Origin of the sequence: Albidovulum sediminis (assembly GCF_025380365.1) — a bacterium.
Lineage (GTDB): Bacteria > Pseudomonadota > Alphaproteobacteria > Rhodobacterales > Rhodobacteraceae > Albidovulum > Albidovulum sediminis.
The window spans coordinates 2,023,617-2,035,866 of sequence record NZ_JAOCQF010000001.1 but is presented as its reverse complement, the minus strand read 5'-3'; the positions used below and the strand labels follow the sequence as shown (position 1 = coordinate 2,035,866).

14 protein-coding genes are annotated in these 12,250 nt (G+C 67.3%); 7 read left to right on the top strand and 7 right to left on the bottom strand.

Features of this window, described 5'->3' with window-relative positions; all coding sequences use genetic code 11:
- Positions 1–21 precede the first annotated feature (21 nt).
- The gene (locus N5I32_RS10030; RefSeq protein ID WP_261495388.1) at positions 22–843 is read left to right on the top strand and encodes an MBL fold metallo-hydrolase; all 822 of its coding nucleotides are present in this window, start codon (positions 22–24) and stop codon (positions 841–843) included.
- A gap of 39 nt (positions 844–882) precedes the next feature.
- Positions 883–2,295, top strand: a complete 1,413-nt coding sequence (locus N5I32_RS10025; RefSeq protein ID WP_261495387.1) for an FAD-binding oxidoreductase — start codon at positions 883–885, stop codon at positions 2,293–2,295.
- A gap of 153 nt (positions 2,296–2,448) precedes the next feature.
- Here N5I32_RS10025 and N5I32_RS10020 read toward each other — a convergent pair whose 3' ends face one another.
- Genes N5I32_RS10020 through N5I32_RS10010 form a run of 3 tightly spaced genes read right to left on the bottom strand, consistent with a single transcriptional unit; the run spans position 2,449 to position 4,563 of the window.
- Positions 2,449–2,982 carry an adenine phosphoribosyltransferase gene (locus N5I32_RS10020; RefSeq protein WP_261495386.1) on the bottom strand — a complete coding sequence of 178 codons (534 nt, stop codon included), beginning with the start codon at positions 2,980–2,982 and terminating at the stop codon, positions 2,449–2,451.
- 22 nt (positions 2,983–3,004) lie between these two features.
- A complete protein-coding gene (locus N5I32_RS10015; RefSeq protein WP_261495385.1) occupies positions 3,005–3,691 on the bottom strand; it encodes a hypothetical protein in 687 nt (228 codons plus the stop codon).
- Positions 3,685–4,563, bottom strand: a complete 879-nt coding sequence (locus N5I32_RS10010; protein ID WP_261495383.1) for an S-methyl-5'-thioadenosine phosphorylase — start codon at positions 4,561–4,563, stop codon at positions 3,685–3,687. Before N5I32_RS10010 ends, N5I32_RS10015 begins: the two co-directional genes overlap by 7 nt.
- Before the next feature lie 172 nt (positions 4,564–4,735).
- Between N5I32_RS10010 and N5I32_RS10005 the strand changes: the two genes are divergently transcribed.
- Positions 4,736–5,428 (top strand): DUF6639 family protein, encoded by a 693-nt coding sequence (locus N5I32_RS10005; protein ID WP_261495382.1) that lies wholly within the window; start codon positions 4,736–4,738, stop codon positions 5,426–5,428.
- A 164-nt stretch (positions 5,429–5,592) separates the two neighbouring features.
- Here N5I32_RS10005 and N5I32_RS10000 read toward each other — a convergent pair whose 3' ends face one another.
- A complete protein-coding gene (locus N5I32_RS10000; RefSeq protein ID WP_261495381.1) occupies positions 5,593–7,116 on the bottom strand; it encodes a winged helix-turn-helix domain-containing tetratricopeptide repeat protein in 1,524 nt (507 codons plus the stop codon).
- Positions 7,117–7,250: 134 nt separating this feature from the next.
- Between N5I32_RS10000 and N5I32_RS09995 the strand changes: the two genes are divergently transcribed.
- A complete protein-coding gene (locus tag N5I32_RS09995; protein WP_261495380.1) occupies positions 7,251–7,475 on the top strand; it encodes a hypothetical protein in 225 nt (74 codons plus the stop codon).
- Positions 7,476–7,594: 119 nt separating this feature from the next.
- Here N5I32_RS09995 and N5I32_RS09990 read toward each other — a convergent pair whose 3' ends face one another.
- Entirely contained in the window at positions 7,595–8,014 is a 420-nt protein-coding gene (locus N5I32_RS09990; RefSeq protein ID WP_261495375.1) for an OsmC family protein, read from the bottom strand.
- A 70-nt stretch (positions 8,015–8,084) separates the two neighbouring features.
- Positions 8,085–8,669, bottom strand: a complete 585-nt coding sequence (locus N5I32_RS09985) for a flavin reductase family protein (RefSeq protein WP_261495373.1) — start codon at positions 8,667–8,669, stop codon at positions 8,085–8,087.
- Positions 8,670–8,752: 83 nt separating this feature from the next.
- On the opposite strand from N5I32_RS09985, the gene N5I32_RS09980 reads away from it, so the two are divergent.
- The 3 genes from N5I32_RS09980 to N5I32_RS09970 all read left to right on the top strand — a co-directional run bounded on the left by N5I32_RS09980 (position 8,753) and on the right by N5I32_RS09970 (position 11,273).
- Entirely contained in the window at positions 8,753–9,241 is a 489-nt protein-coding gene (locus N5I32_RS09980; RefSeq protein WP_261495371.1) for a GNAT family N-acetyltransferase, read from the top strand.
- An 11-nt stretch (positions 9,242–9,252) separates the two neighbouring features.
- Entirely contained in the window at positions 9,253–10,395 is a 1,143-nt protein-coding gene (locus N5I32_RS09975) for an amidohydrolase (RefSeq protein WP_261495369.1), read from the top strand.
- Positions 10,396–10,499: 104 nt separating this feature from the next.
- On the top strand, positions 10,500–11,273 hold the full coding sequence (locus N5I32_RS09970; protein ID WP_261495367.1) for an EcsC family protein: 774 nt from the start codon (positions 10,500–10,502) through the stop codon (positions 11,271–11,273).
- Between the two features lie 78 nt (positions 11,274–11,351).
- On the opposite strand, the gene yghU is transcribed toward N5I32_RS09970, so the two are convergent.
- On the bottom strand, positions 11,352–12,194 hold the full coding sequence (yghU, locus tag N5I32_RS09965; protein WP_261495366.1) for a glutathione-dependent disulfide-bond oxidoreductase: 843 nt from the start codon (positions 12,192–12,194) through the stop codon (positions 11,352–11,354).
- Positions 12,195–12,250: the final 56 nt, after the last annotated feature.

The following is a 12,250-nucleotide window of genomic DNA, read 5'->3' as shown; positions in this document are numbered from 1 at the left end:
ACTGGGGGTAGAGGTGCCGCCATGCCTGCCATTAGCATTCTGACGCTGTTCGCCCTGCTCCTGGCCGCCCCGGCGTCCGGCCAGACCCGCACCCCCAGCCACTGCATCGCCATTGCCGACGCCTTGCCTGAGGGCCCGGAAACGATCTGGCGCGCGGGCTGGGGCGATCCGCTGGCTGCCGACACCGTCCGCCTCAGCTATGTCGGGCATTCGACCTATTTCCTCGAAACGCCGAGCGGGCTGTCGGTCGCCACCGACTTTACCGGCATCCTCGGCACGGCGGACGTGGTGCCCGATGTGGTGACGATGAACCGCGCCCATTCCTCGCACTGGACGGCGGAGCCCGATCCGCGCATCCCCCATGTCCTGCCCGGCTGGGACTGGAGCGGAGAGCCCGCGGACCATCACCTCGACCTGGGCGAGATGCTGGTGCGCAATGTGCCGACGGACATCCGGGGCGGCGTCGAAGGCGTGATCCCTGACGGCAACTCCATCTTCGTGTTCGAGGTGGCGGGCCTGTGCATCGGCCACCTCGGCCACCTGCACCACGAACCCACGCCGGAACAGTACGCGGCGCTTGGCCGGCTTGACGTGGTGATGGTGCCGGTCGATGGCGGCATGACGCTGGACCTGCCGACGATGATCGGCGTGATGAAGCGCCTGCGCGCCTCCGTGGTGCTACCGATGCACTGGTTCGGGGACGGCACGCTTGGCGCCTTTCTCGCCGGCATGGAGGGCGACTTTGCGATCGAGCGGCGGGATCAGCCGTTCGTGGAACTGTCGCTTGCGGCGCTTCCGGCGCGGCCCACGGTTATCGTCCTGCCCCCGCGCCCCTTGCAATAGGGCTTGTCGCGCGTGACGGGCCGTGCTTCATCCGGGATCATGCTGAACCCTGCCGACGAAACCTTTGCCCGGACGCTGGCCGCCGCCCTGCCGGAGGGCACGATCAGCCCCGCCGGTCCGGCGTATCTGGAAGAACCGCGCCGCAGGGGCGCGACGCCGGCCGCCACGCTCGCCCGCCCGCGCACCGTGGACGATGTCGCGGCAATCGTCCGCGCCTGCGCCGCCGCGCGCGTGGGGATCGTACCCTGGGGCGGCGGCACCGGCCTTGTCCTTGGCCAGGTCATGCCCGAAGGCCCGGCGCCCCTGATCCTGTCGCTGGAGCGCATGGGGCAGATCCGCGCCGTCCACGCGGAGGAAAACGTGATCGTCGCCGAGGCGGGCGCGACGCTTGCCGAGGTGCAGGCGGCGGCGATGGCCGCGGGGCGGCTCTTCCCGCTGTCGCTGGCATCCGAAGGCAGCGCGCGGATCGGCGGCAACCTTGCGACCAACGCGGGCGGCGTCAACGTGCTGCGCTACGGCAACGCGCGCGACCTCTGCCTGGGGGTCGAGGCGGTGCTGCCCGACGGGTCGGTCCTGCGCGGCCTGACCCGGCTCAGGAAGGACAACACCGGCTATGACCTCCGCAATCTTCTGATCGGATCGGAAGGCACACTGGCCATCATCACCGCTGCCGCGCTCAAGCTGTTTCCCCGCCCGGCCGGTGTGGGCACAGCCTTCTTCACCGTCGCCGATCCGGTCGCGGCCCTCGACCTGCTGGCGCGCGCGCAGGCCATGACCTTCGGCGGCGTCACCAGCTTCGAACTCATCCACCGGCAGGGGCTCCTGTTCCTGGACGAGGTTCTGCCGCAGGTGCGCCAGCCTTTCGCCGAGCGCCCCGAATGGATGGTTCTGCTCGAAATCGGCCTTCCGGCCGGCCTTGACCCGGGCGACACGCTCGCCACCCTGTTCGCCGAGGCGCAGGAGGCGGGCACCGTGGGCGACGGCGTCATCGCCGGATCGCTGGCGCAGAGGGACGCCTTCTGGGCGCTGAGGGAAGCGCTGCCCGAAGGCAACCGGCGCATCGGCGCGATCTCCTCGCACGACATTTCCCTGCCGCTGTCCGAGATTGCGGGCTTCCTCAACGATGCACCCGCGCGCATCGCCGCCATCGCCGAGCTGCGCATCAACTGCTTTGGCCATCTGGGCGACGGCAACCTGCACTTCAACGTCTTTCCGCCGCAGGGGGGGCAGGCGGACGCGCTGCGCCACCTTGCGCCCGCGGTGATGGAATGTGTGCACGCGATGGTGGTGGCGCGCGGCGGTTCGATCAGCGCCGAACACGGCATCGGCCGGCTGAAGGTGGCGGAGCTGGAGCGTCTGGGTGATCCGGCCAAGCTGGCGGCGATGCGGGCGATCAAGGCCACGCTCGACCCCCTTGGCATCATGAACCCCGGCGCCGTCCTGCGCCGGTAACGAAAACCCCGCCGGTGGAGAATCCGGCGGGGTTCCTGAGAGCGTTTCGGCCATTGCGGCGCGGAGGGCCGGAGAGCGTATCGGCCGAATCCGACCCTGACCGGAATTGGCGAAGAAATCGTTAACGTGGATGCAGCCGGGGCCGCGCCGATCTCAGGCGCCCTCGAACTCGCACAGCACATGGACGCTCATGCCCAGCCGCTCCAGCAGCTTGCGGCCCCCCAGTTCCGGCAGGTCGACGACGAAGGCGCAGCCGACGATTTCCGCGCCAAGCCGTTCGCAGAGCCTTATCCCCGCCTCGCAGGTGCCGCCCGTAGCCAGCAGGTCATCGACGATCAGAACCCGTTCGCCCGGTTGCAGCGCGTCGTCGTGCATCTCCATCACCGCCTCGCCGTATTCGAGCGTGTAGGCCTGGCTGATCACCGCGCCCGGCAGCTTGCCCTTCTTGCGGATCGGCACGAAGCCCTTGGTCAACTGATGCGCGATCGCGCCCCCAAGGATGAAGCCCCGCGCCTCGAGCCCGACGACCTTGTCGATCCGCTCGCCCGCGTAGGGATGCAGAAGCTGGTCCACCGCCATCCGGAATCCCCGCGCATCGGCGAAAAGCGAGGTCACGTCGCGAAACAGGATCCCCTCGTGCGGGAAGTCGGCGATGGTGCGGATGTAATCCTTGACGGTCTTCTTCATTTGGGCGGCAACCTCTTGGCGCTCAGGGATAGTGACGGCGCAGGGCCATGATATCCTGTATTCCGGGTGCATTGACGGCACCCGTCTCAGAAAAGATGGATCGGTTTTCATAGTAAGAACCGCTGACGTCCGTCATGAGGCCACTGCACTGAACGATCTCTTCGAAAAGCAAGCGCTCAACCATCCCTGACTTTACGTCACGACTGAGGGCGATGGCACATTCGATCACGGTCCCGTCGCCGCGGGTGCGCAGTTGGAACCTGGCGGCCTGCAGGGGATGGCCATCCAGCCAGGAGAGTCCGGTTCCCCGAACATTGCTGGAACGTGGCAAATCCAAAAGGAATATCCGGATATCGGGCTTCGTATCTGGGGAGGCTCTGGTGAAGCGGAGCTTCGCACCCAGTTCGTTCAGGGTTTGAAGTGTCGGGTCGAGCGTCGCCTCTATCCTTGCCCGAAGACCCGGTGGATATCCCTCGTCTACGCCTGCGATGCCTACTGAAACGTCAAGGGCGGCCCGTCGCGACCAGCGGACAAATGGCGTCTTGCAGTTCCCTCCTGGCGGGGCACCACAGGCGACCAGTCGGTAGAAGTCATCGTCTCGCAGTTGGCCATTGGCTGCGACGAAGTCCTGCGCTGCCGACACTGCAGTCGTCATGACGAAGATGAAAGGGGCGACGAGCGCCGGAGATCGGTGCTTCGTGGTCAACATTTCAGCACCCGCCCCGCCACCGCGTCGAGGCGGGCCACCAGCGCGGGGTCGCGCTTGTCCGGTGCGGTCATCACCGCGTGCTCCAGCGCGCGGTCGCAGCCGCAGGGGCAGGGCGTCGGCCGGTCCGTCAGAACCCCCGGCAGGTGCGTGACAAGGGCGCGGGCATTGGCGGAGTTCAGCGTCAGCGTCCGGATCACCGAGGCGACATCGACGGCGTCGTGCCCCGGATGCCAGCAGTCGTAGTCGGTAACCATCGCGACCGAGGCATAGCAAAGCTCCGCCTCCCGCGCGAGCTTGGCCTCGGGCATGCCGGTCATGCCGATGACGTCGGCGCCCCAGACCTCTCGGTACATCCGGCTTTCGGCGAGGGTGGAGAACTGCGGCCCCTCCATCGCCAGGTAGGTGCCGCCCTGATGGACGGTGACGCCCGTGGCGCGCGCCGCCGCTGCCGCCGCCCCGGACAGGCGCGCGCAGGTCGGGTGGGAAAAGGCCACATGGGCGACGCAGCCGGTGCCGAAGAAGGACTTCGCCCGGGCGAAGGTGCGGTCGATGTACTGGTCGACGATGACGAAATCGCCCGGCGCCATTTCTTCCCGGAACGATCCGCAGGCGGAGACGGCGACAACATCGGTCACGCCGAGCCGCTTCAGCGCGTCGATGTTCGCGCGGAAGGGCACCTCGGACGGGGCATGGACGTGCCCGCGCCCGTGCCGGGGCAGGAAAGCCATGCGGACGCCGCCAAGTCTGCCGGTCAGGATCTCGTCAGAGGGCGGCCCCCATGGGGTGTCGACCGCCTGCCAGCGGGCCTCTTCAAGCCCCTCGATCTGGTAGACGCCTGAACCGCCGACGATGCCGATCACCGGTTCGCTCATCCGCTCACTCCCTGGTTGCGGGCGGCAGCCTATGCGGGGCGATGGCCGAGGAAAAGGGCAAAACCCCGGATCGCTGGGGGCGGGCCCGCGCCGCGCGCGGTGCTGGCCTTGCCGGGGGCGGGTGTAGTAGCCTCAAACGGCATGAGGGCGGGCGCATGAGGCCGGGGGCAGGATGACGGGGACCGGGATCGGCAGGCATGTCCTCTGGGGCATGTTCATCGGCCTTCTGGCCATGGTGCCCGCGACCGCGGTCGGGCTTGCCTGCGACGACCCGCGGATCACCGTCGAGGCCCGGGACGAGGCGCTGGCCCGGACGGCCTGCGCCGCGGCGGAGGACGCGCGGGCGCTGATGGCGACCTGCGGGCTGGCCCAGCAGTCCCCTGTGCAGATTTCGGTCGTCCAGACCGCGCGGCATCCGGGCTTCGGTACTTGCCTTGCGACCTACGACAAGGCCACGGGCTGCCTTGAGATCACCGAGCCCGAGGGCATCCTGTCGCTGCTTGAGGGCAAGGACGCGCGCGCCGCCTTGCCGCCTGACGTTCTTTTCCGTGCCATCATGGCGCACGAACTGTCTCATGCCTTCGTCGCGCAATCGACGGTGGGCGTGAAGATCGGCCCCGCGGAGCACGAGTTCATCGCCAATGTGTTCGAGATGATGACCCTCGATCCCGAGGGGCGGGAGCTGTTGCTGGAGGCGCATCCGGTCGATCCGCCGGGCGCGCTGAGCGTGGTGCACCCCACGATCTACGCGCTTTCGCCCCGTGCCTTCGCCAACAACGCCTGGCGCGTGTTCCAGGCCAAGGGCAACGGCTGCGACCTCATTCAGAGGATCATCGACGGCAAGTTCCTGTTTCCAGCACACTGAGCGCCGCGCTTGAACTTGCCCCGGCTTTTGCGGATGATCCCGCGAAAGGCATTTTTCGAGGCGGGACATGGCTTTGCCGGACGGGCGCGTGGCGATCTTCGGGGCTGGCGAGAACCTGAGCGCGATCCATGCCAAGGCGATCCTGACCATCGGCGCGCTGGCGGTCAGGTCCCCGTGTCCAGGCGGCGCAGGATGGCGCGATAGCGGCGGATCACTTCGGGATCCTCGAAGAAATCCAGTTCGTTGGTGATGGTCTGATCCAGGTCCTGTTCGGGCCTGCAGGACTTGAATCGTGCAAGGCAGTCCTTGGCCCGGGCGTGTTCGCCCAGTTCCGCATAGCAAAGGGTCAGGTAACCCAACGACCAGGGTGAGAGGTTTTCGATGCCTTCGTAGCAGTCTATCGCTTCGCGGAAGCGGCCTGCGCTGGTCAGGATAATGCCGCGAAAGTCATCATACCATTCCACTGCGAAGGGATCGCGGCGCTGCGCCTCCGCAATATCGGCCAGGCCCGCTTCGGGACGTGCGGTGTAGTTATGAAGTAGCCCCCGGATCGTCAGGATGAACGGATCGTTGGGGTTCAGTGCAAGCGCGCGGTTCAGGCTGGTTTCAGCCTGCCGGAACCGGCGAAGGTAGATACAGGCAAAGCCGGTCGCCAGATGTCCGTAGGCTTCATCTGGGTCAAGCTGAAGCGCGGTTGCCGCGAGATCGAGCCCGACGTGCAGCAGGGAGGCATCGTAGACCAGCAGGCAGAACTTCACCGACTGGAGGAAACCCAGCATGGCGTGGGCCGCCGCGAAGTCCGGGTCGAGCGCGATGGCCCGCCGCAGGAACGGCTCTGCCTCTTCGAAGGTTGAATAGGAAGAGAGATGGGGCAGCGCCCGCAGGTAGAGGTCGTAGGCTGTCATGTTCTGCGTCGGTCGGTTCGTGGCGCGCGCAGCAATGGCGGTCCGGGTCTGGCGCGCCAGTCGAGTGGCGATCATCTGGGTTATCTCGTCCTGAATGGTGAAGACATCGGTCAGATCGCGGTCGTAGTGTTCGCCCCAAAGGTGTGCCGATTCAAGTGCGTCGGTCAGTTGCACCGATACACGCACCCGGTTGCCGACTTTCCGTACGCTACCGTTGACGATGTACTGGACATCCAGTTGCTTCGCAGTTTCGCCTAGGTCGCGTGTCGCGCCCCGCAGCTGGAACGAGGAATTCCGGGCGATGACCAGGAATTCCTTGAACTTGCCAATTTCGGCGATGATGTCCTCGGTAATGCCATCGCTGAAATAGGATTGGTCGGGATCGCCGCTCATGTTTTCGAATGGCAGGACGGCGATCGAGGGCTTTGGCGGGACGGCGGGGCTGGATCCATCCCGGCCGCCAGGCGCAACGCCGCCGGCGGCCCTGGCCGCCACGGGCCGTGGGCCGGCGTATTTGTAACCCCGCCCGTGAACCGTTGCGATCATGCTGTCAGCGAGCGCCTTGCGCAGGGCTGAAATATGGACCTGAAGGGTATTTTCCTCGACCGTCAGGCCGGGCCAGACGGCGTCCAACAGGTCGGATTTCGCGACGACCTCGTCTGGTTTTGCAAGCAGATGGGCGAGAATGTCGAAGGCGCGCGCCGACAGATCCACGGCTCCCTCTGGCCCCAGAAGCTGCCGCTCTTCAACTTTTAGCCGATACGGTCCGAATTGCAGATCCATTCGGCGCCCCCTCTCGACCGCACGATAGCCGAAACCCGGTCGAAAGCGAACATCAGGAAGGATCAGGACTCTTCAGGTCGGCGCCAAAGACCTGTGCCGGTGCAACTGTCATTCTGGGGGCATAGGAGGACGCCATGACCGAAACGACCACCGCCACCCCGATCGCTGCCCGCCGCTGCTCTCTGTCGCGCCTGCGCCTGCACCTGCCGCGTGTCAGGATCGCATCCGTTTTCGAACCGCTCTTTCTGTTCCTCGGCGACGCCTACAGCATGGTCTACGCGGCGCCGTTCCACTGCCATCAGCCGAAGAAAACCTCCGTCCCAGACGAGGACCTGAATGGGCGCGACCCGTCATGGTGAAGGCGCGGACCGTTGGGCCTGGTGGGTGCCGCTACCTGACGCTTTCTGGAAAACGGCGGGCGCCCACATCGGCCGGTTGAAGCGGGGGCCGTCATTAGGTTCGCCGCTTCGCCGAAGCCCTAGGTAGAAGTGTCGATCACTTCGAAGTCGTGACTCATCTCGGCCGTCTTGGCGATCATCGCCGAGGCGGAGCAGTATTTTTCGATCGAGAGGTCGATCGCGCGCTCGACCTTCTTCGGGTCGATGCCCCGCCCCTTGACGATGAAATGCATGTGGACGCGGGTGAAGACCTTGGGCTCGGTTTCGGCCCGGTCGGCGTCCAGTTCCACCACCACGTCCTCGACCTTCTCCCGGCCCTTCTCGAGGATGGCGACCACGTCCCAGGCCGCGCAGCCGCCTGTGCCGATGAGGACAAGCTCCATCGGGCTTGGCCCCGGCTTCTGTCCGTCGCCGTGGGCGGTGCCGAAGGCGATCTTGTGGCCGGTCGTGGCCTCGCCGACGAAGGTGCGGGCCTCAGCCCATTTGACGCGCGCTTTCATGGGTCTCCCCTCTGGTTGACGCGACAGGCATAGCCGCAGCGGCCGCGCGGCTGCAAGGGGCGGCGCGGCATCATGCCTGCCCGGGCCGGATCATTTCGAACACCTCGGTCACCACCGCGTAGTCGCGGTAGCCGAGCCGCCCGAGCGGCTGGAAGCGGGTGATGTCGAAGCGGCCGTCGACCACGCAGTCATCGCGCAGGTGGATGCCCGTCACCTCGCCGATGGTCAGGAAATTGGCCTTGCCGAGCAGCTGCACGATCTGGACGACGCGACATTCCAGCGTCGCCGGCGCCCCCGCAACCCGGGGGCAGTCGATGGTCTCGCACTCGGCCTTGCCGATCCCTGCAAGGGTGAATTCATCGGTCCCCGGCGGATAGCTGCCCGAGGTCAGGTTCATCTTCTCGCGCATCGCAAACTCGACGATGTTGACGGCGAAGACGCCGGTTTCCTGCACGTTGCGCAGCGAATCCTTCGCCTCGGTCGAGGAGAAGACGACCTGCGGCGGGGTGTAGGCCACGCCGTTGAAGAAGGAATAGGGGGCAAGGTTGTCGCCCGCGCTGCCACGGGTCGATATCCAGCCGATCGGGCGCGGCGTGATGATCGCGTTGAAGGGGTTGTGGGGCAGGCCGTGGCCGTCCTCGGGTCGGTAGAACATCTGTTTCCCCTTTCGCGGGTTTGCCCCTGACCTAGGGCCATGCTAGGCGCGATTCCAGCAGATTCGTCGAAAGGCACGCACCCGTGTACAGGCTGGAGGAAGAGACCGAGGACGACTGGTGGGAGGTGGAGGCGCTTTATGACCTTTGCTTCGCGCCGGGACGGACGGCGCTGTCTTCTTACCGGCTCAGGGACGGGGTGGAACAGGTCAGGGGGCTATGTCATGTGTTGCGCGATCATGACGGGGTGCTGGCGGCGGTGATCCGCTACTGGCCGGTGATGGTGGCGGGCAGGCGCGTCCTGCTGCTGGGTCCTGTGGCCGTGCATCCCACCCGGCAGGGCGAGGGGCTGGGCGGGCTTCTCATCAACGAAAGCCTGGGCGAGGCGCGGCGGCTTGGCTGGGAACGCGTCCTGCTGGTGGGCGACGCACCCTATTACCGGCGCTTCGGGTTTCGCAGGCTTGACGGTGTCGAAATGCCGCCGCCCACCAACCCGGACCGGGTGCTGGGGCTGGAGCTTCAGCCCGGCGCCTGGGAGGGTGTGCAGGGCAGGGTCGAGAAATTCACCGGCTGACGGGGGGTGTCATGTTCACGAATGCCGACATTGCGGAGTTGAGGGCGTTCCGCCGCGAGTTGCATCTCTGGCCCGAGCTTTCGGGGGCCGAGGAGGATACAGCCCGGCGGGTGGTCGCCTTCATGGAACCGACCCGGCCGGACCGGGTGCTGACGGGTCTGGGCGGCACCGGCGTGGCGCTGGTCTACGACAGCGGCCGGGCGGGGCCGACGCTGATGATCCGGGCCGAGCTTGATGCCCTCCCGATCGAGGAGAAGGGCACCCACGACCACCGGAGCCGCGTTGCAGGCCGGGGGCATCTGTGCGGGCACGACGGCCACATGACCATGCTCTGCGCAGTCGGGCGGGTGCTGGCGCGCCAGCGCCCGGCGCGGGGGCGCGCCGTGCTCCTGTTCCAGCCGGCCGAGGAGACCGGGCAGGGGGCGGCGGCGGTGCTGGCCGACCCGACGTTCGCCGCCATCGCGCCGGACATGGCGCTGTCGCTGCACAACATGCCGGGCGTGCCCTTTGGCCATGTCGGGCTGGACGAGGGTCCTGCGAACTGCGCTTCCTGCGGGCTGGAGATCCGCCTGGAAGGGCGGACCGCGCACGCCTCGATGCCCGAAACCGGCCTATCGCCGATGCGGGCGCTGGTGCGGCTGATGCCCGAACTGACGGCGCTTGGCGCGGGCGGGGCGCTGGAGCCGGGGTTCCGTATGGTCACGGTCACCCATGCCGGGATGGGTGAACCTGCGTTCGGCATCGCGCCGGGCTCCGCGCGTCTGATGGCGACCCTGCGCTGTCTGGAGGACGACGACATGGCGGCGCTGCGCGCCGAGGCGGAGGCGCTGGTCCACGAGGTCGCGGCGCAGGAGGGGCTTGAGGTCGCGATGAGCTATCACGACGATTTTTCCGCCTGCCGCAACGCGCCCGAGGCCGTGGCCGTGCTGCGCCGCGCTTGCGTGGGCGCGGGTGTGCCCGTGTCGGCCCTTCCGCCGATGCGCGGGTCCGAGGATTTCGGCCGGTTCGGGCAGGATCGGCCCGCGGCGATGTTCCTGCTTGGCGCGGGCGAGGAGCGCGCGCAACTGCACAACCCGGATTACGACTTTCCCGACGACCTGATCCCGGTCGGCGCAGGCATCTTCGTCCGCGCGATCCGGGACGTCCTGGGCTGAGGCTGCATCTTGGACGGGAAGGGGAGCGGGGGCGGCCGGTTCCCCTTTGATTTCCGGCGGTCAGCCCCCAGATGCATGGAAGCATGCCCGCCAGGGAGGCACAGATGACGGATGCGTTGCCCGAGGTCTACCCCGAACTGCCCGCCACCGCCGAGGTGGAGATCGCCGGCCTCGTCACCCGCGCGTCGCGCGCGAACGGGCCGGTGATCCGTGCGCTGAACAGCGTGGGCGGATCGCTCGAATCCAAGGCCGGGGCCTTGCCCGCGGGCATGCGTCGTGCCCTGGACGCGGGGATGACGGGGCTTCTGGAAGGCGCCTATCGTACCGCCGGCGCAGTCGGGTCGATGCGCCAGGTGCCCGAGGCGGGCGACTGGACGCACCGGGTTGCGGCCGCCGCAGGAGGTGCACTCGGCGGGCTGGGCGGGATCGGGACGGCAATGGTCGAACTGCCCGCGACGATCGCGCTGATCTTCGGGGCGATGCAGCGCGCGGCCGCGCGCGAGGGGTTCGATCCCGCCTCGGAAGAGGTGCGGATGCTCTGCCTCGACATCTTCGGTGCGGGCGGGCCGGGGCGTGGGGATGACGGCGTCAACACCGCGTTCCTGGGCACGCGCCTAAGCGTCAACGGCGTCACGGTGCAGGCGCTGATCCGGCAGGTCGCGCCGGGCGTGGCGGCGGCACTGGGCCGCAAGCTGGCCGGGCAGGCGGTTCCGGTCCTCGGCGCCGCCTCGGGGGCGGCGATCAACTACGCGTACATGAGCTACTACGAGGAGATGGCACGCGTGCGCTTCGCGCTGAAGCGGCTGTCGGAGATCCACGGAGAGGAGGCCGTCCTCAGCGCCTGGCGCAGCCGGGCGCTGCCGCTGGCCGGGGCATGAAAAAGGGGGCGATGCGCCCCCTGTTCAGACCGACCGATCCCGTGCCCGGCACGGCCTTGCCTGCACTGCCGCGCCCGCTCAGGCCGGCAGTTCCGCAAGATCGGCGGCCTCGTGACGCTCGCGGAAGCCGCCCGAGGTGCGGTTGACAAGGCGACCGCGCTGAACCGCCGGCCGGGCGTCGATGGCCTTGGCCCAGCGCAGGACATGGGCATAGCTTGCGACGTCGAGGAAATCGGCAGCGTTGTAGCTGCGCCCCAGCACAAGGTTGCCGTACCAGGGCCAGATGGCGATATCGGCGATCGTGTAGGTCTTCCCGGCGACGTAGGGGCGATCCGCAAGCAGCCGGTCCAGAACGTCAAGCTGGCGTTTCACCTCCATCGAATAGCGGTCGATGGCATATTCGAACTTCTCGGGCGCATAGGCGTAGAAATGGCCGAAGCCGCCGCCGAGGTAGGGGGCCGAACCCATCTGCCAGAACAGCCAGTTGAGCGTTTCGGCCCGACCCGCCGGGTCACGCGGCAGGAACGCGCCGAACTTCTCCGCAAGGTGCAAGAGGATCGATCCGCTTTCGAACAGGCGGATCGGCTCGGCCCCGGACCGGTCCATGAGCGCGGGGATCTTGGAGTTCGGGTTCACAGCGACAAAGCCCGATCCGAACTGGTCGCCCTTGCCGATCTCGATCAGCCAGGCGTCATATTCGGCGCCGGCATGGCCCGCCTCAAGCAGTTCCTCGAACAGGATGGTGACCTTCTGTCCGTTGGGCGTGCCCTGCGAATAAAGCTGGAACGGATGGCGCCCCACGGGCAGGTCGCGCTGGTGGGTGGCGCCCGCGATGGGACGGTTGATGGCGGCGAAATCGCCGCCGTTCGGCTTCTGCCAGGTCCAGACCTTCGGGGGGGTGTAGCCCACTACTGCCTCCATTTGCTCTTGTCAGGTTCAAGCTAGGTGCGCAATGGATGAGCGGCAAGGGCAGCAGA